This is a genomic window from Novosphingobium sp. 18050, from assembly GCF_902706195.1.
Classification (GTDB): Bacteria; Pseudomonadota; Alphaproteobacteria; order Sphingomonadales; family Sphingomonadaceae; genus Novosphingobium.
Genome location: NZ_CACSJO010000012.1, coordinates 51,173 through 68,058 on the forward strand (window position 1 = coordinate 51,173; position 16,886 = coordinate 68,058).

At 66.5% G+C, this 16,886-nt stretch carries 19 protein-coding genes and 1 tRNA gene; 12 read left to right on the top strand and 8 right to left on the bottom strand.

Annotated elements, in window-relative coordinates:
* Nucleotides 1-36: 36 nt before the first annotated feature.
* A complete protein-coding gene (locus GVL61_RS13145; protein WP_159980751.1) occupies nt 37-1,812 on the bottom strand; it encodes a hypothetical protein in 1,776 nt (591 codons plus the stop codon).
* Complete coding sequence (locus tag GVL61_RS13150; protein ID WP_159980753.1) at nt 1,809-2,063, bottom strand: hypothetical protein; 255 nt, start codon at nt 2,061-2,063, stop codon at nt 1,809-1,811. Before GVL61_RS13150 ends, GVL61_RS13145 begins: the two co-directional genes overlap by 4 nt.
* Before the next feature lie 85 nt (nt 2,064-2,148).
* On the opposite strand from GVL61_RS13150, the gene GVL61_RS13155 reads away from it, so the two are divergent.
* Complete coding sequence (locus tag GVL61_RS13155; RefSeq protein WP_159980755.1) at nt 2,149-2,574, top strand: hypothetical protein; 426 nt, start codon at nt 2,149-2,151, stop codon at nt 2,572-2,574.
* A gap of 65 nt (nt 2,575-2,639) precedes the next feature.
* Here GVL61_RS13155 and GVL61_RS13160 read toward each other — a convergent pair whose 3' ends face one another.
* The 4 genes from GVL61_RS13160 to GVL61_RS13175 are packed head-to-tail and all read right to left on the bottom strand — an operon-like array spanning nt 2,640 to nt 5,237.
* Nucleotides 2,640-3,206, bottom strand: a complete 567-nt coding sequence (locus GVL61_RS13160) for a MotE family protein (protein ID WP_235037679.1) — start codon at nt 3,204-3,206, stop codon at nt 2,640-2,642.
* A complete protein-coding gene (locus GVL61_RS13165) occupies nt 3,203-3,715 on the bottom strand; it encodes a hypothetical protein (RefSeq protein ID WP_159980757.1) in 513 nt (170 codons plus the stop codon). Before GVL61_RS13165 ends, GVL61_RS13160 begins: the two co-directional genes overlap by 4 nt.
* The gene (gene fliM, locus GVL61_RS13170; RefSeq protein WP_159980759.1) at nt 3,712-4,689 is read right to left on the bottom strand and encodes a flagellar motor switch protein FliM; all 978 of its coding nucleotides are present in this window, start codon (nt 4,687-4,689) and stop codon (nt 3,712-3,714) included. The genes GVL61_RS13165 and fliM overlap by 4 nt, the downstream gene beginning before the upstream one ends.
* A complete protein-coding gene (locus GVL61_RS13175) occupies nt 4,686-5,237 on the bottom strand; it encodes a flagellar basal body-associated FliL family protein (protein WP_368667123.1) in 552 nt (183 codons plus the stop codon). Before GVL61_RS13175 ends, fliM begins: the two co-directional genes overlap by 4 nt.
* Nucleotides 5,238-5,375: 138 nt before the next feature.
* Between GVL61_RS13175 and GVL61_RS13180 the strand changes: the two genes are divergently transcribed.
* The 5 genes from GVL61_RS13180 (at nt 5,376) to GVL61_RS13200 (ending at nt 9,299) form a co-directional block, all read left to right on the top strand.
* Nucleotides 5,376-6,119 carry a flagellar hook-basal body complex protein gene (locus GVL61_RS13180; RefSeq protein ID WP_159980761.1) on the top strand — a complete coding sequence of 248 codons (744 nt, stop codon included), beginning with the start codon at nt 5,376-5,378 and terminating at the stop codon, nt 6,117-6,119.
* A 48-nt stretch (nt 6,120-6,167) separates the two neighbouring features.
* The gene (gene flgG / locus GVL61_RS13185) at nt 6,168-6,953 is read left to right on the top strand and encodes a flagellar basal-body rod protein FlgG (protein WP_043973866.1); all 786 of its coding nucleotides are present in this window, start codon (nt 6,168-6,170) and stop codon (nt 6,951-6,953) included.
* A 5-nt stretch (nt 6,954-6,958) separates the two neighbouring features.
* Nucleotides 6,959-7,393, top strand: coding sequence for a flagellar basal body P-ring formation chaperone FlgA (flgA, locus tag GVL61_RS13190; protein WP_159980763.1), 435 nt, complete (start codon nt 6,959-6,961; stop codon nt 7,391-7,393).
* Between the two features lie 13 nt (nt 7,394-7,406).
* Nucleotides 7,407-8,183 carry a flagellar basal body L-ring protein FlgH gene (gene flgH / locus GVL61_RS13195; protein ID WP_159980765.1) on the top strand — a complete coding sequence of 259 codons (777 nt, stop codon included), beginning with the start codon at nt 7,407-7,409 and terminating at the stop codon, nt 8,181-8,183.
* A gap of 246 nt (nt 8,184-8,429) precedes the next feature.
* Nucleotides 8,430-9,299 carry a flagellin gene (locus tag GVL61_RS13200; protein WP_159980767.1) on the top strand — a complete coding sequence of 290 codons (870 nt, stop codon included), beginning with the start codon at nt 8,430-8,432 and terminating at the stop codon, nt 9,297-9,299.
* A gap of 377 nt (nt 9,300-9,676) precedes the next feature.
* Here GVL61_RS13200 and GVL61_RS13205 read toward each other — a convergent pair.
* Nucleotides 9,677-9,750: transfer RNA gene (locus GVL61_RS13205), tRNA-Gln, on the bottom strand.
* Between the two features lie 160 nt (nt 9,751-9,910).
* On the opposite strand from GVL61_RS13205, the gene GVL61_RS13210 reads away from it, so the two are divergent.
* Both GVL61_RS13210 and GVL61_RS13215 read left to right on the top strand, forming a co-directional pair.
* Nucleotides 9,911-11,293 carry a Ppx/GppA phosphatase family protein gene (locus GVL61_RS13210; RefSeq protein ID WP_159980769.1) on the top strand — a complete coding sequence of 461 codons (1,383 nt, stop codon included), beginning with the start codon at nt 9,911-9,913 and terminating at the stop codon, nt 11,291-11,293.
* The gene (locus GVL61_RS13215) at nt 11,290-11,955 is read left to right on the top strand and encodes an RlmE family RNA methyltransferase (RefSeq protein ID WP_159980771.1); all 666 of its coding nucleotides are present in this window, start codon (nt 11,290-11,292) and stop codon (nt 11,953-11,955) included. The genes GVL61_RS13210 and GVL61_RS13215 overlap by 4 nt, the downstream gene beginning before the upstream one ends.
* A 145-nt stretch (nt 11,956-12,100) precedes the next feature.
* On the opposite strand, the gene GVL61_RS13220 is transcribed toward GVL61_RS13215, so the two are convergent.
* Entirely contained in the window at nt 12,101-12,715 is a 615-nt protein-coding gene (locus tag GVL61_RS13220; protein WP_159980773.1) for a cytochrome c family protein, read from the bottom strand.
* 120 nt (nt 12,716-12,835) lie between these two features.
* Between GVL61_RS13220 and GVL61_RS13225 the strand changes: the two genes are divergently transcribed.
* From GVL61_RS13225 to GVL61_RS13240, 4 genes are all read left to right on the top strand, one after another.
* Nucleotides 12,836-13,735, top strand: a complete 900-nt coding sequence (locus GVL61_RS13225) for a prephenate dehydratase (protein WP_159980775.1) — start codon at nt 12,836-12,838, stop codon at nt 13,733-13,735.
* Between the two features lie 162 nt (nt 13,736-13,897).
* Entirely contained in the window at nt 13,898-14,533 is a 636-nt protein-coding gene (locus GVL61_RS13230) for a hypothetical protein (protein WP_159980777.1), read from the top strand.
* A complete protein-coding gene (locus GVL61_RS13235) occupies nt 14,530-15,861 on the top strand; it encodes a DUF4350 domain-containing protein (protein WP_159980779.1) in 1,332 nt (443 codons plus the stop codon). Before GVL61_RS13230 ends, GVL61_RS13235 begins: the two co-directional genes overlap by 4 nt.
* A complete protein-coding gene (locus tag GVL61_RS13240) occupies nt 15,858-16,886 on the top strand; it encodes a MoxR family ATPase (protein WP_235037680.1) in 1,029 nt (342 codons plus the stop codon). The genes GVL61_RS13235 and GVL61_RS13240 overlap by 4 nt, the downstream gene beginning before the upstream one ends.

Sequence of the window (16,886 nt, forward strand, 5' to 3'; positions counted from 1 at the left end):
AAAGGGAAGGACTGGGGCGATGGCCCATGGTCTTCCTTAACCCTTGGGTCCCTTGACCGGTGCCTGTTCCAGCAAGTCCGCAAACTCGCCCGCCGGACTGGCCGAAGGGATCGCCGCCATCGCCTGAGCCAGCTTCCCGGAATCGACAGCGCCCGGTGCTCCAGTCAGCATCTCGAATACCGGCGCCGAGGGCAGTCCCTTGAACGCCGCGCCGTAGCGCCGGTGCAGTCCGGTAAGCCCTTCCTCGCGTCCCAGCATCGCCAGCGAGATCGCGTGGCGCAGCACTTCCGCCTGCGCCACCGTGTCCAGCCTGCGGCCATTCGGCAGGGCACCGGCGGACATTTCAGCGTAGCGCGACCAGCTGCGCTTCTGCCACAGGATCTCGGACTGCATCGCGCCCGCGTTCGGCAAGTCCTGCAATACGGCGAGCGCTTCGTCGATGCGGCCGACCTGCGTGAGCGCGGCGGCTTCCACCTTCGCGCGTTCGGCCAGCATGATGTCGGGCAGGTTGGGGTCGTTGGTATCGCGCAGCGTCTTGAGCGCGCGTTCCGGCCTGCCGGCAAGGATGTAGAGGCTGGCCACACGCGCCGAGAGCGGCCCGCGTGCAAGGTCGCCGGCGCGTACGGTCAGCTGGTACGAGAGCAGGTCCGCGGCCCGTTCGAACAGGCCCGCCTGCTGCAGGCGTTCGGCGAGGCGGCTTGCCATGAGGTCGCCCTCGGCACCGGATGGGGCGAGGTCGCGGTAATCCCAGTATAGCCCCGCCGCGCGGTCGAGCGGCAGCTTCCGAGCGGGGTCCAGCGCCTCCAGAAGCTTGGCGCGCAGGGACGGGAGGAAATCCGCCCCCTGCTTCGCCGGATCATGGTAGCGGATCAGCGCCGACCCGGCCGAAAGCGCGGCAGGCAGGTCGCCCCGCGCATCGGCAAGGCTATAACTGAGGCGCAGTGCGCGCTCCTCGATCGTATCGCCCCGCCAAGTGTAGCGGATAGTGTCGAGCTTCTTGAGCGCCGCTTCGGGGCGGATCGCCTTGCGGGCGACTTCGCCTTCCAGTTCGCTAAGCTGTGCGTCGATGCGCTGCTCCGGCGTGCCCGAGCGGGCGACGCGGGCGAAGCGCAGCCGGGCATCGTCGACTTTGCCAAGCGCCAGTTGTGCCCGCGCGCGAAGGAGGTTGGCGGCGGGATCGCGGTCGGGCAGCCAGGACAGCCAGTGCAGCGCCTTGTCGGGCGCGCCGCCTTCGACCCCGGCGCGCGCGGCGGCAAGGACGAAGGGCGCGGCGCGCGGCTTGGCCAGCGCGGGACCGGCACAGGCGAGCTGCTGCAGCGCCTGTTCGGCAAGGCCCGCCTGCGCCAGCGCCCGCAGGCGCCACAGGCAGGCTTCCGGGTCGGCGCGAAGGCCCGGCATGTCGAGCGCGGCGACCGCATCCTCGGCGCGGCCGAGCTGGGTGAGCGCCGCCCCGCGTGCAAGGCGATAGGCATCCACCATGCCCAGATCAGGGTCGTCCAGACGCATGACATCCAGCACGCCGAGCGCCTCGGGTCCGCGCTCATCCGCGATCAGGCTGCGGGCGAAATCCCAGCGCACGCCCTGCCGCTCGGGCGTGGGAGCGGCGGCGAGGCGCTTCCACGCCTCGCGCTCGGCCATGGGCGCCCATGCCGAAGCGCCGGTAAGTGCGGGCCGCTGGGCCAGTTCCGCTGCAAACCCGGGCAGGCGCGGCGCGTAAGTAGGCGCAGGTTCCGGCGCAGGCTCGGTCACCGCAGACAGCAGTACGGCACCGGGCAGCAGAGCGACGCGGGCAAGCAGGCGCGCACGGCTCACAGCTGCGCACCCCCGGCCAAGCCGGACAGCACGAACACCGCGCCGCCGATGGCGCAGCCGATAAGGAACAGCAACACGCTGCCGACGACCCACAGCAGACTTCCGCCCTGGCGCGCCTGAGCGGCGGCTACGGCGGACGGCGCCTGGTCTTCGTCATCCTGCGCATGATCGCTGCGGCGTCGCGCGGGCACGGCCTGCACAGCGCTGGAGTTAACGACCCGCACTTTCGCCGGACGCCGATCGCTGCTCATTGGTAGGGGATTCCTTAAGTTTCATCCTATTATAGAAGAGCGGCACGCCTTGCGGACAAGGCGAAGCCGATCTGCGGAGTCCCTGATGCCCTCTTGCGTCCCCTATCGCCGCGCTGCTGCGGCGCTGCTGCTGGCGGCAGCGGTGCCGGCGCACGGCACCAACACAGAGCCGCGCAAGGCCGCCGAAGTGCCTCCAGCCGATCCGAGCTTCGTTACGATGCAGTCGATCGACGCGCCGATCGTCGACGCCGGGAGGGTGGACGGCGTGCTGCACGTTACCATCACGGTACAGGCCAAGTCCGAGGAGGAGGCCGCCGCTTTGACCAAGCGCATGCCCGAACTGCGCGCGGCAGCGCTGCCGGCAACGATCGAGTTCGCCCGCCTGCGCGCCTCGCGCTTCGCGCCGGTGGACGTGGAACACCTTGCCGCGACGATCACCCAGCCGGTCAAACTGGTGGACGCTACCGTCGATAAAGTGCTTATCGTAAAAGTGTCTGCGACGGAGGGCTGAGGGAGCGGCAGGGTTGGAGCCGATGGTTAGTCGGGTCGTATCGAACCGTGCAGCCTGCCTTGGTCCTACTTCCCCGCCTGCTTCGCCCCGCCAGCGCCCTTGATCACTTTGCGCCCCGCAAGCGCCATCGACAGTTCCACGGCGCCTGCCGGTGACATGTTGGCCATGATCTGCGCGGTGGCGCGTTCGCGCATGCGGGTGGCGACTTCCTTTTGCACTTCGATGTCGAGCTTCTCGAAGATCGGCCCTGCGCGGTTCGGCTTCATCGTCTGGTAGATCCGCGCGAGGTTATCGTAAGGCACCGACGGCCCCCCCGCTCCGCCCGCCGCATCGGCGCCGGCAGGCTTGGCGGCGGCTTCGGCCTGTTGCTGCTTCACCTGCCCGGCAAGGCGTGCCTCGCCCGCGCGAACGGCCTGTTCGCGCATTTCGAGCTTACGGCGGTTCGCCGCCGCAGTGCGATCCCGCTGCGCCGCTGCGTCCTGCAGCGAGGCGCCGAGGCGGCTCGTTTCCGGCCCGGCGGCACCGGCCATCTCGGGCGGGGCCGCGAGCGCGATCGCATTGGCAACCGCTGCCACTGCCGCGACGCCCAGCATCAGCCGCGTCGGCCGGGTCAGGGCCTTGAGGCCGATCATGCCACGGCGCTGCCACGCGGAACGTGTGCGGACAGGATGTCGAACACCCTGCTGCTCAGCTCCGTAGTCCGGGCGGAGGCAAGGGCATCCGCGCTTGCCCGACTAGCCTGCCCGGCAGGACTTTCAGCGGACTCGATCTGGGCGGTCCGGGGGCTGCGCGACCTTGCAGCCACTTCTGCTGCCTGCGCTTCGCTTGCGGCGTCCGATATGCGCTCCGCCACCGAATTGCCGATGTCGACCATCATCGCCAGCTCTTCACGCAGGGCCTCGGCCGCAGCTGCACCTTCCGCGCGTGCAGCCACGTCGTTGGCGAGGACGAACCGCAGGTCGTCCAGCACCAGGCGGGCCTGCTGGGTCGCACGGTCAAGGCGGAAGACCGCCTCGCCCAGGTTGTTGTCACGCAAAGTGCGGATGCGGCGGTCCATGCGCACGCTCTGCACCAGCACGCACAGGCACAGCACCACGAGGACAAGGTTGATCGCGGCGGCGGCAGTCAGTCCTGCGGTCATTTCGGATATCCCTTGGAGATGTCGGTTGCCATGCGGATGGCGATGTTGCTGGAACGCTGGCCGATATGCGCGCGGCCCAGTGGCACCCCGCCACAGTGGACCTGCAGCGCGTCTTCCGGGCTATGGCTGAGCGCAATGGTCTGTCCCACCGCAAGGCTGCGCACTTCGCGCAGGGACATCATCTTTTCGCCCAGCACGACGTCGACGGTGACCTCGGTATTGTACAGTTCACTGGCCATGTGCGCCGACCAGATGTGATCGCGGCCCAGCTTCTCGCCCATGAAGCGCTGGAGCAGCTTGTCGCGCACCGGCTCGATCGTCGCATAGGGCAGCAGGATCGAGAACACCCCGCCCCCGCCTTCCATGCTGATTGTGTAGCTGGCGACGGCGGCGGCATTGCTCGGCTCGGCGATGGCAGCGAAGCGCGGGCTCGATTCCATACGCTCCAGCCCCATCGTGACGGCGGCGATCTCTTCGAAGGCGGAGGCCAGATCGTCGAGCGCCATCTGCACCACGCGGCTGACGAGGCTCATCTCGATGGTGGTAAAACTGCGTGCCTCGGATTGCTGGGTGCGGGCGCCGCCGCGCCCGCCAAGCAGGGCATCGACGATGGCGTAGATCAGCCCGGCATCGACGGTGACGACGCCGTAGCTTTCCCAGGGTTTCACCTGGAATACACCGAACAGCGAGGGCAGCGCCATGTTGCCCATGAAATCGCCGAAGCGCACCGAAGTGATGGACTCAAGGTTCACGTCGATGGCATCGGACGTGAGGTTGCGCATCGAGGTGGCGAAATTGCGCACCATCCTCTCGCAGACCACTTCCAGCATCGGCAGCCGTTCGTGGCTGATGACATTGGATTCCAGCACGGCCTTCAGGCCCCGGCGAGGCACGGTATCACCGTCCACCGCGGCAAGGCGGATGGTTTCCGGGCGAGGTGCGGAAGAAGCCGGGTCGTCGCGCTCGCCGGTCATTGCTGGATCAGGTCCTGAATCAGCACGTCGCGCACCATGCCTGCGCCCAGAGCCTGAGTGGAGCGGCGCAGCATTTCTTCCTTGATGCGGAACACCGCCGCCGCGCCGTTGAGGTCGTCGGGGCGCAGTTCGCGCACGAAGGGTTGCAGCGCGTCGAGGATCACCGGCAGGCGCGCCTTGACGGCATCGGTCTTGCCATCGGCGGCGACGATGATGAAGCGCAGCTTGATGAACTTGGCCTGGGCCCCGCCGCCGCGCAGGTTCACCATCATCGGCGGAACCTCTATATAGGCGGCCGAAGGGTCGGCGTTCGCCGTGCCCTCGTGCTCAGGCGCTTCCGCCGGAGCTTCGGCTTCCGTTTCCGGCTTCGCATGTCCGGCGCTGCCTTGCATGTACCACCAGACCCCGCCCGCGCCGGCCAGCATCCCGACCACCACAACGGCAATCGCGATCAGACGGCCGCGCTTTTTCTTTGCCGCTACGGCCGCGCCGTCGGCTGCCCCTTCGGACACCTCGGCCGACGCAACGTCGCTCACTTCGCTGGACACGCAATCACCCCTGACACCCGGCCATTAAATCTTGCCCGCACATCCGCGCACACGATTTCATTCCTATATATAGGATTGTTTCCCGGTCAGGGCCCCTTCCCTGCGGGTTATACCGAACTTTTTCGTGAAGGTGCCGCCATGGACGTCTCCTCCTTCGTTCTGCTGAGCCATGAGCAGGCCCTGCGCCGCCAGTTGGACGTTGCCGCGAACAACATGGCGAACGTTTCGACCACGGGGTACAAGCGCGAACAGGCGCTGTTCCACGAATACGTCGAAAACGCGCAGGACGCCCCCGTGCAGGATGCGCGCAAGACCTCTTTCGTGCTCGATTACGGCGCCGTCCATGACACCGCGCAGGGTGCCTTCCAGTCCACCGGCAACGCGCTCGACGTGATGATCGACGGGCCGGGCTACCTCAACGTCCAGCTTCCCGACGGTTCCACCGCCTATACCCGCGCCGGCTTCATCAAGGTACTCGACACCGGCGAGCTGGCTACTTCGGGCGGGCAGCGCCTGCTCGATGAGAACGGCCGGCCGATCACCGTTCCCACCGATCAGCTCGGCAGCCTGACGATCGCGCCGGACGGCTCGGTCATGTCGGGCGAGGAAGCGGTGGGCCGCCTCGCCGTCACCAGCTTCGCCGACGAGAACATGCTGGAGGCGCGCGGCGACGGAGTGCTGACCGGCAGCGGCGGCCAGATGATGACCGCCGCCCAGACCAAGCTGCGCAGCGGCGGCGTAGAAGGCTCCAACGTCGAGGCGATTTCGGAAACCACCCACATGGTCGAGATTCTGCGTTCTTACCAGACGAGCCAGCGCCTTTCTTCCGACCTCGCCGACATGCGCCGCAACGCCATCGGCCGCCTCAGCAAGCTCACCTGACCTGCGTTGGCCTGACGCCAGCACCCCAACCTTACGAAGGAGTCCCCCATGCGTTCGCTCTCCATCGCCTCGACCGGGATGCTTGCCCAGCAGACCAACGTCGACGTCATCTCGAACAACATCGCCAACATGAACACCACCGGCTTCAAGCGCCAGCGTGCCGAGTTCGAGGACCTGCTTTACCAGCAGGTTTCGCGCCCCGGCGCGGCGACCAGCCCGGACGGCACCAAGGTTCCCACCGGCATCCAGATCGGCGCGGGCGTGAAGACCGGCGGCGTCTACCGCATCACCGAACAGGGCGCGCTGACCAGCACCGGCAATGCCTATGACATGGCGATCGACGGCCCCGGCTACTTCCAGGTCTCGCTCCCCTCGGGCGATATCGGCTATACCCGCGCCGGCTCGTTCCAGCTCTCCGACCAGGGCGAACTGGTGACCACGGACGGCTACCGCGTGCAGCCGGACATCACCATCCCGCAGGGCGCGCTCAGCGTCACCGTATCGAAGACCGGCGAAGTGCAGGTGAAGCTGGCGGGCCAGGCGGAAATGCAGACCGTGGGACAACTCGAACTCGCCACCTTCATCAATGAGGCGGGCCTTGAGGCGATCGGCTCCAACCTGTTCCTGGAAAGCGGCGCTTCGGGCCAGCCCAATGTCTCCACCCCCGGCCAGCCCGCGTTCGGCACCCTGAGCCAGGGCTTCATCGAGGCTTCCAACGTCAACCCGGTGTCGGAAATCACATCACTCATTACCGCGCAGCGCGCGTACGAGATGAACAGCCGCGTCCTCAAGACCGCAGACGAGATGCTGCAGACCTCGACCCAGACGGTCTGACGCCGATGCTTGCCGCCCTGCTCCTCGCCGTTGCCGCCGCGACTGCGCCCGCCCCCGGGACCGAGTTCGCGCCGGTACTGGCGCGCGCGGTGGAGCGGGGCGAAGTGCTCTCGAAAGCCGATTTTGAAACCGCGCGGGTGCTGCCCGCCGTCGCCCGCAACGCACTCAGCCCGGCCGAAGCGGCAGGACAGGAAACCACCCGCCGCCTGAATGCAGGCGCACCGGTGCGGGCCGCCGACGTCACTTCCGCGCGGGTCGTGCGCCGGGGCGAAACGGTGACGATCTCGCTCGTTTCGGGGGGGCTTCGGATCACCTCCTCAGGCCGTGCGCTCAGCGATGCGGGCCGGGGCGATCCGGTGCGCGTGATAAGCCTTGCCACCAACCGCACGCTGGAGGGGGTCGCCATGGCCGCCGGCGAAGTGCGCATACAGGCGCCCTGAGGAAATGCTGTCCATGAAGTCCCGTCTTGCCGCACTTACCTGCCTTCTTGCATCGGCCTCGCTGCTGGCTGGCTGCGGCTCGGTCGGCCGTCTCAAGAACGTGGGCAAGGCGCCGAAGCTGACTGAGGCGGGCGAGCCTGTCGCCCCTCGCATCGAACCATCGCTCGGCAACCATTCCGTGGCAGGCCGCACGGCTGACGGCGGTGATCCGCAGGCGGAAGAGGCCGCGCGCGGCGCCTCACTGTTCCGCACCGGCGGCGGCGCCTTCTTCCGCGACCAGCGCGCCTCGCGCGTAGGCGATATCGTCACGATCCGCATCAACATCGCCGACAACGCGCAGGTCGCCAACACCACCACCCGCACCCGCAACGGCAGCGAAAGCAGCGGTATCGCCGCCCTGCTCGGCCTGGAAAGCCAGATCGGCAAGGTGCTGCCGGGCAATCCCGACCCCGGGAATCTCGCCAGCACCAATTCGAAATCGAGCGCCGTGGGCGCGGGTAACACCTCGCGTTCGGAACAGATCAACATGACCGTCGCCGCCACCGTCACCGGCGTTTTGCCTAACGGCAACCTGGCGATCCGCGGCAAGCAGGAAGTGCGCGTCAACTTCGAGCTGCGCGAACTGGTCGTCTCCGGCGTGATCCGCCCCGAGGACATCGCCCGCGACAATTCCATCCGCCACAGCCAGATCGCCGAAGCACGCATCAGTTACGGCGGACGAGGCCAGTTGACGGACGCCCAGCAGGCCCGCTGGGGCCAGCAGATCTACGACGCGCTCTTCCCGTTCTAAGGGCTTCCAGCGCCTCCCATCGGCGCTACCCTACCGGCACATGGAGAAGCCGCTGCCCTAACGCAGGGCGGCGGCTTTTCCATGTGTGTCGAACGCCGTCACAAAGCTAATTTTTCAAGGATTAAACCGTCACGCCCAGAGTCCTCCTAGAATAATCATGCACCCGTCTTTTTCGGGATTGCACGGACGACAGCGTTTCTGTCGCCGGACCGCAGAATCGGTCTGTAACCTAGAAGGAAACTTGAAATGGCGTTTTCGGTAAACACCAATGCTGGTGCCATGGCAGCTCTCCAGAGCCTCAATGCCACCAACCGTTCGATGGAAACCACGCAGGCACGTATCACCACGGGTCTGAACGTGGCGTCCACGAAGGACGACTCGGCGAAGTACACTGTCGCCCAGACGCTCCGCGGCGACCTCGGCAAGTTGAACGCTGTCACCAGCTCGCTCAACAACGCCAAGAGCGTCACGGACGTTGCCGTCGCTGGCGGCGAGCAGATCTCCGACCTCCTCAACCAGATGAAGTCGAAGACTCTCGAAGCCTCGGACGCAGGCCTCGACGTTGAAAGCCGCACCGCAATTTCGAAGGATCTGGTCTCGCTCAAGAAGCAGATCAACACGATCATCGATGGTTCGGACTTCAACGGCGTCAACCTGCTGAAGGACGGCGGCACCACGGATGGCGCAGTGAGCGCCCTGCAGTCGATCTCGAGCGATGAAACGCTCTCGATCGCCAACCAGGGTTACACGACGAAGGCGACCACCGCTTTCGGCGATTCGACCGACGATGCCACGATCACCGCGCTCGCAGGTACGGACTCGGCTGCAGCTGCCACGGCAGCTTCGGACCTGTCCGCAACTCTCGACACGTTCTTCGACGAAGTGAAGACCAGCCTGAGCGAGCTCGGCGCTGGTTCGCGCCAGATCGACGGCCAGCTTGCCTTCAACAGCAACCTGACCGACGTTGTCACGACCGGTATCGGCAGCCTCGTCGACGCTGACCTCGCCAAGGAATCCGCGAACCTTCAGGCCCTTCAGGTCCAGCAGCAGCTGGGCGTGCAGGCTCTGTCGATCGCCAACCAGGCACCGCAGACGCTCCTGTCGCTCTTCCAGTAAGCGGAACGAACGACTGGCCTTTTCCGGCTTGCGGGAAGGGAATTTCGGATGGGCCGGGACGACTTGTCGTCCCGGCCTTTCTTTATGGTCGGCGGCGCCGATCGCGGGCTACCCATAGAACAGCGCCCAGCAGCATCCATCCGCGTTCACCGCGATCGGACGTCATCTAAATAAACTTTGGCGAGAAGCCCGGCATCGGTGGCGAATAACGCAAGGCATGACGGATGACCGCTCGCAATCGCGCGCCATCCACACCGAAAATTATTGCAAAAGCGCCGGCAGCGACTTCGTTATCCAGCGATGTGTGGAAGCGGTTCTGCCTGAGAACCATTCTGGCTAATCCCGCTTATCACCCTGAGTGACGAGGGAAAAATCTCTGGATGCCCCGCGAGGATTCGAACCTCGATAGGCGGTATCAGAAACCGCAGTCTTACCATTAGACGACAGGGCACCGGAGAGGCGCCCCCCTTAGATGCGGCTTTGATTCGCGTCAAGTGCCTTGGTGAAGGTTCTGAAAGTAGCGCCCCTTGTGCCTTTGCCCGCAGGGCGTTAGCATCGCGGTCAGGTGTCCGCCGATCCGGCGGAATGATATGTGAACGAGAATTGAAATCATGGCGGAGCAAGATCCGCCGGCAGCGAAAGTCGATGTGTCGGGCCGTCCGGGACGGCGGCGAAAAGGTCGTAAGGGCAAGGCGGGTTCGCCTGGCAGCCCACAGACCGCCGGCACAGCCAAGGGCAAGGCGCGCCCGTCAGGGAGCGCGCGAGGGCCCGAGGCCGGCAAAGCGCCGCGCGCAGAAAACAAGTCCAGAACTGCGGCCGCAGCAAAGTCTCCTGCCGTGGCAAAAGTGGCCACAGCCCCCGCCAAGGTGGTCGACCAGCCCGCCGGGAAAATCGCGCCTGTCGTCTCGGCACCGGCAATTCCGGCCCCTGCCGCACCGCCTTCGGGCGCGCCCTATCCGCGCCAGGCCTATGCCGCGATCGATCTTGGCACCAATAATTGCCGCCTGCTAATCGCCCGTCCCTCGGGAGAGAATTTCACCGTGATCGACGCCTTCAGCCGCGTGGTGCGGTTGGGCGAAGGGCTTGCGCAATCGGGCCGGCTTTCCGATGCGGCGATGGAGCGCACGCTTTCGGCGCTGCGAATCTGCGCGGACAAGCTGATGCGCCGCAACGTTTTTCTCGCCCGCTCGGTGGCAACGGAAGCCTGCCGGCGCGCCACCAACGGCACCGAGTTCATCGAACGGGTCCGCGAAGAAACCGGCATTGCGCTCGACATCATCAGCGCACGCGAGGAAGCGCGGCTGGCAGTGCTTGGCTGCCATGTCCTGCTTGAGGAAGGGCTGGGCCCGGCGATGATCTTCGACATCGGCGGCGGTTCCACCGAACTGGTCCTGATCGAAAGCACCGGCACCGTGCCGCGCATCCTCGACTGGCAGAGCGTACCCTGGGGCGTCGTCTCGCTGACCGAAAGCTGCGCGCCCGAAGGCGCCACGCGCGAGGACCGCCTGACCCGCTATCGCCACATGCACAGCCTTGTCGCGGAGAGTTTCGCGGCATTTTCCAAGCGCGTCGCCCCGGCCCGGGAGAGCGCGGGGCAGGACGGCCCGCTGCGCCTGCTGGGTACCAGCGGCACCGTCACCACGCTTGCCAGCCTGCACCTCGAACTGCCGCAGTATGATCGCCGCATGGTCGACGGGCTGATCGTTCCAGCCGAATCGATGCGCGACATCAGCACGCGTCTATCCTCCATGTCGCTGGAGGAACGCCGCGAGGTGGCCTGCATCGGGCGTGAGCGCGCCGATCTCGTGGTAGCGGGCTGCGCCATTCTCGAGGCGATTCTCGATCTGTGGCCGGCCGCACGCCTTGGCGTGGCCGACCGGGGCATCCGCGAGGGTATCCTGCGCAGCCTGATCGCTTCCCACAGTCCTTCCCACGGCCATGTTCGCGCGCCCGGCGTGCGCGACGCCGTACATAACGCAATAGGTGCAAGATGAGCCGTTCAGGAAAAGACCCCGGCGAGCGCCTGCGCACCGCCAAGAAGCGCACGACCAGTTCGGCGCGCTGGCTGACGCGCCAGATCAACGATCCTTACGTCAAGAAGGCCAAGGCCGACGGCTATCGCAGCCGCGCCGCCTACAAGCTGATCGAACTGGACGAGAAATTCGACCTGTTCAAAGGCGTGACCCGCGCGGTCGACCTCGGCATCGCGCCGGGCGGCTGGAGCCAGGTGCTGCGCATGAAGGCCCCCAAGGCCAAAGTCGTGGGCATCGACCTTCTGCCCACCGATCCGATCGAGGGCGTGACCATCTTCGAGATGGACTTCATGGCCGACGAGGCCCCTGCCGCGCTGGAAGGTGCGCTGGACGGGCCGCCGGACCTGGTGCTGTCGGACATGGCGGCGAACACCGTTGGCCACAAGCAGACAGACCACCTGCGCACCATGGGCCTGGTCGAGACGGCGGTGGACTTTGCCATCCATTCAATGGCGCCGGGCGGCACATTCGTCGCCAAGGTGCTGGCGGGCGGCACCGACACGGAACTGCTGTCGCTGCTCAAGCGCCACTTCACCAGTGTGAAACATGCCAAGCCGCCTGCGAGCCGCAAGGACTCCTCGGAGTGGTACGTGATCGCGAAGGGTTTCAAGGGCCAGGGCTGACCGTCAGGTTGGCCAAGGCTGGAATGGCGGCAGCGTTTTAGCTGCGCCTGCCAGCCGCACCATATCCCCGAAAGACGAAAACGGCCCGCTAGCGACTCGGCGGCGCTAGCGGACCGTTTTCAACCGGCAGAGCCGGATGCTGTTGTTACTGCGCGGCAGCCTCGCTCGCTTCGGGAGCAGCTGCTCCTTCGGCGGCGGGGGCGGCAGCAGCGTCCGCAGCAGGTGCTGCATCGGCGGCCGGAAGCGGCAGGTTAGAGCCTTGCGTGTTCAGGTACGCGATGATGTTGGCGCGGTCTTCCGGCTTCGACAGGCCGGCGAAGGTCATCTTGGTCCCCGGCGCATAGGCCTTGGGGCTCTTGAGCCAATCGTTCAGCGCATCGAACGACCAGTTGCCACCCTTGCTCTTGAGAGCGTCGGAGAACGCGAAGCCGCCCACGCCCTGGCCGATCGCCTCGCCGACGACGCCGTGGAGATTCGGGCCGATGCCGTTGGCGCCGCCCGAATTGATCGTGTGGCACGAGGTGCACTTGGCGAAAGTCGCCTGGCCCTTCGCCACGTCGGCGCTGGCCAGAAGCGTTGCGATCGGCACGTCTCCGCCGCCTTCGCCCTTCTCGGCTACGCCTTCGACCGGATAGCCCGCCGTCTCGGGTGCGTGATGCTTGTCAGCCTGAAAGTACATTCCGCTGGCAATGCTCAGCCCCAGGCCGACGATGCCCGAGAATAGAGTCCAGCCGGCGATAGTATTGAAACGATCGTCCATTCGTGCATGCCCCTGCGGCTTATTTAAGCTCATCCTGTGGCTCGGGGTCCTAATGGGCGCCTTGATCTAGCGCAAGAGCCATTGCGGATATCGCGATTGCCGCCTAATCGCGCGCAAGTCATGAATGCCTATCCCCAGCCCGCAATCGCCCTTGTCGGCGAAATGGAAGCCGCCACCCTCGCCGACCCCGCGCGGGCCGTCGCTTTGCAGGGGGCGCCCGGCTGTAATGGCCACCGCGCCGCCCTCGAATATGACGATGGCTGCCTGCCGCTGCCGTGCTTCTCGTTCGAGGATGCGCTGGACGCGGTGAAGGAAGGCCGCGCCGCCCGCGCGATCATTCCGATCGAGAATTCGCAGCATGGCCGCGTTGCCGACATCCACTTCCTGCTGCCCGAAAGCGGGCTGTCGATAGTGGGTGAGCATTTCATGTCGATCCACCACGCGCTGATGGCGCTGCCCGGTGCGAAGGGTCCGTTTTCGGCCGCCTACAGTCACCCGCAGGCGCTGGGCCAGTCGCGTCATTACCTTCGCGAACGCGGCATCGTGCCGATGGCCTATGCCGACACCGCCGGCGCCGCCGCGCTGGTCCGCGAGGCCGGCGACCCCAATGCCTGCGCCATCGCGCCGAAGCTGGCGGCGCAGCTTTACGGCCTCGACGTGATCGAGGAGAACGTCGAGGACGCGGCCGACAACACCACCCGCTTCGTGGTGCTGGCGCGCGAACCGCTGGACCCCTTCGAGCTGCAGGACCAGCCGGCGATGACGACGTTCATCTTCGAGGTGAAGAACATTCCCGCCGCGCTTTACAAGGCGCTGGGCGGGTTCGCCACGAACGGCGTCAACATGACCAAGCTGGAAAGCTATCAGGCCCGCGCCAGCTTCGCGGCGACGACCTTCTACGCCGATATCGAAGGCGCGCCCGGCGAGGCGCGTGTCGACATGGCGTTGCAGGAACTGGCGTTTCACTGCAAATACGTGCGCCCGCTGGGCACCTATCGCCGGGCACGTGCTCGCGGCTGACGGGGTGATCCCGCAAAGGCCGCGTCGGCGCAGTCGGTGCGACGGGCGATTAACACATAGTAGCAACCGCTTGCACCGCCTGAGCGCGCATGCAATCCTTTCCTGGTGACGGTTGGCGGAGGTCAAGGCGCGGGTTCGGCCGCAGGGTCCTCTGCGGCTGGATTGGCCAATGGTGGGGCCGATGACTGGAAGGCGGTGCGCGATGTCGCCGATATCCAGTATGCCCCGCTTCCAGAGCCCCGGCTGCCCGATCCGCAGACGATGCCCGAATGGCTCAAGGCGCTGGGACGGCTTCTCGAAAAGATTTTCGGACCCATCGGCGAACTGCTCGGCATGTCCTGGCCGGTGTTCCAGTATGTCCTGATCGGGATCGGCGTGCTACTGGCGCTGTTCCTGCTTTGGCGGATCGCCATCGAGCCGCTGATGGACAAGTGGCGCATGCGCCAGCCCGCGCCGGAGGAGGTCCACTGGACGCCAGACCGGGCAGAAGCGACGGCTTTGCTGGAAGATGCGGACCGGTTGGCCGCACAGGGGCAGTTCGGCGAAGCGGCCCACCTGTTGCTGCGGCGTAGCGTCCGCCAGATTTCCGATGCCCGGCCCGATTGGCTGAATGCCGCCTCCACCGCGCGCGAAATCGCCGTGCTGCCGATGCTGCCCGATGCCGGGCGCCGCGCTTTCGCGGTGATCGCCGAGCGGGTCGAACGGGCGGTATATGCGCTGCGCGATCTCGACGCGGGTGACTGGGAAGCGGCGCGCGCCGCCTATGCCCGGTTTGCGCAGATCGAACTGCGCGCATGAGTCCGCGCCGGGACACCTCCATTGCCGGCGGCATCGCTGTCGGCGCAAATCCGTTTTCGCGCTGGGCAGTGCTGGCGATCGTCCTGCTGGGCGGGGCGCTGTTCGTGGCCCTGCTCTGGATGATCGCGACGGGCACCGGCATGGGGTCTGCCAACGACGGGCAGGCTCATGCCGAGGGCAAGGGCCTCAACGGCTATGCCGCCTTCGCCGACTATCTCGAACGGCGCGGCTTCCAGGTGAGCAACGTGCGCAACGAAGGCGCGCTGGACAAGCCGGGCCTGTTGGTGCTGACCCCGCCCGCCTTTGCGGACGGCAAGGAAATCGAGAAGATCGTCGCCAACCGCCGTTATACCGGCCCCACGCTCGTCATTGCGCCCAAGTGGATGCCGGCCAAGCCCACGCGTGAGCAGAAGAAGGACGCCAAGACCGGCTGGGTACGTCTGTCCGGCACCATGCCGCCCGAATGGCGCGGTTTCCTTGATACGCTGTCTGTAAAGGTCACTGCGCTGCCCGAGAGGGCTGCCGCATGGCAGGGCGCGGGTCTTTGGGGTACGCTGCCGGACGGTCGATTTGTGCTGTCCGGTCAGGGGGAGGGTCTTGTGCGCATCGTCGGCAGCCGGGACGGGAAGCTGACATTGGCAGGCTTCATGAGCGACGGCGGATACTACGCCGAACTGGAAGCCATGGCGCAAGGTCCGATCACGTATCCTGACGAGGAAGACGAGGAGCGTTACCCCGTCATCATCGTCTTCGAACCCGACCTGCTCGACAACTACGGCATGGCCCGGATCGAGAATGCCCGCCTGGCCGAGGCGCTGGTCCGCGCCAGCGGTGTGGAGCCGGGCGCTGCGGTCAGCTTCGACATGACGCTGCCCGGTTACGGCCGCTCGCAGAACCTGCTGACGTTGGCCTTCACCCCGCCGTTCCTGGCGGCGACACTGTGCCTGCTGCTGGCGGCGCTGGTAGTCGGCTGGCGGGCATTCATGCGCTTCGGCCCGCCGCTTGTGGAAGGGCGGGCAATCGCGTTCGGCAAGCGCGCGCTGGTATCGAACGCCGCCGGCTTCGTGCGCCGCACCCGCCGCTGGCATCTTCTGGGCAGGCCCTATGCCGATCATTCGCGGGAGCGGCTGGTGCAGGCCCTGGCCCTGCCGCGCACGCTCGACCCCGAGCGCGCCGACGCCGCCATTGACCGTGCGCTTGCCGCCCGCCGCCATGAGGGTGAGCCTTTTTCCGTTATCGCCGCCCGCCTGAAAGCGGCACGGCGTCCGCATGACCTTCTGAAAGCCGCGCGCGACCTTCATGCGCTCGAAAGGATGCTGATCCGATGACCGACACCCCCCTTTCAGATTCGGGCCTTTCCGATCAGGTCCTTTCCGAACAGTCACCGCAGGGTAACGCCGGTATCGCAGCCGTCGCCGTCCTGGCCCAGGCCATCCGCGTCGAAGTCGCCAAGGGCGTGGTCGGTCAGGCCGACACCGTGGAGCATCTGCTGATCGCACTGATGGCGCGCGGCCATGTGCTGCTGGAAGGGCCGCCGGGCACCGCCAAGACCTTCCTCGCCCAGTGCTTCGCGGCGACGCTGGGCCTCGATTTCGGGCGCATCCAGTTCACCCCGGACCTGATGCCGGGCGACATTCTCGGCTCCAACCTGTTCAACTTCCAGACCAGCCAGTTCACCCTGACCCACGGGCCGATCTTCTGCGACATGCTTCTGGCAGACGAGATCAACCGCACTCCGCCCAAGACCCAGGCGGCGCTGCTGGAAGCGATGCAGGAACGCCGCGTCACGCTGGACGGTACCGCCCACGCGCTCCCGGCTCACTTTACCGTAGTGGCGACGCAGAACCCGATTGAAAGCCAGGGCGTCTATCCCCTGCCCGAGGCGCAGCTCGACCGCTTCCTGTTCAAGCTCCTGGTGGATTATCCCAGCGCCGACGAGGAACACCGAATCGTTGCGCGCTACGGTGAAAACCGGGGCGCGCCCACGCCTGCCGAAGTCGGCATCACCGCGATCATCACCCCCGCCCAGCTGGAAGGCGCGACCCGCGCGGTCGCCTCGGTGACGCTGGCGGACAGCGTGATCGACTATATCGTGCGACTGGTGCGCGCCACGCGGGAGAGTGCGGACCTGTCATCCGGCGCCTCGCCGCGTTCGGCGGTTCTGCTGGCCGGCGCGGCGCGGGCGCGGGCCGCGCTCGACGGACGCGACTACGTGGTGCCCGACGATGTGAAGGCGCTGGCAACGGCAGTTCTGCGCCACCGCCTGCTCCTCAGCCCCGCTGCCGAGATCGAGGGCAAGCAGGTGGAGGCGCTGGTGCGCCAGCTGGTCGAACAGACCGAAGCGCCGCGCTGA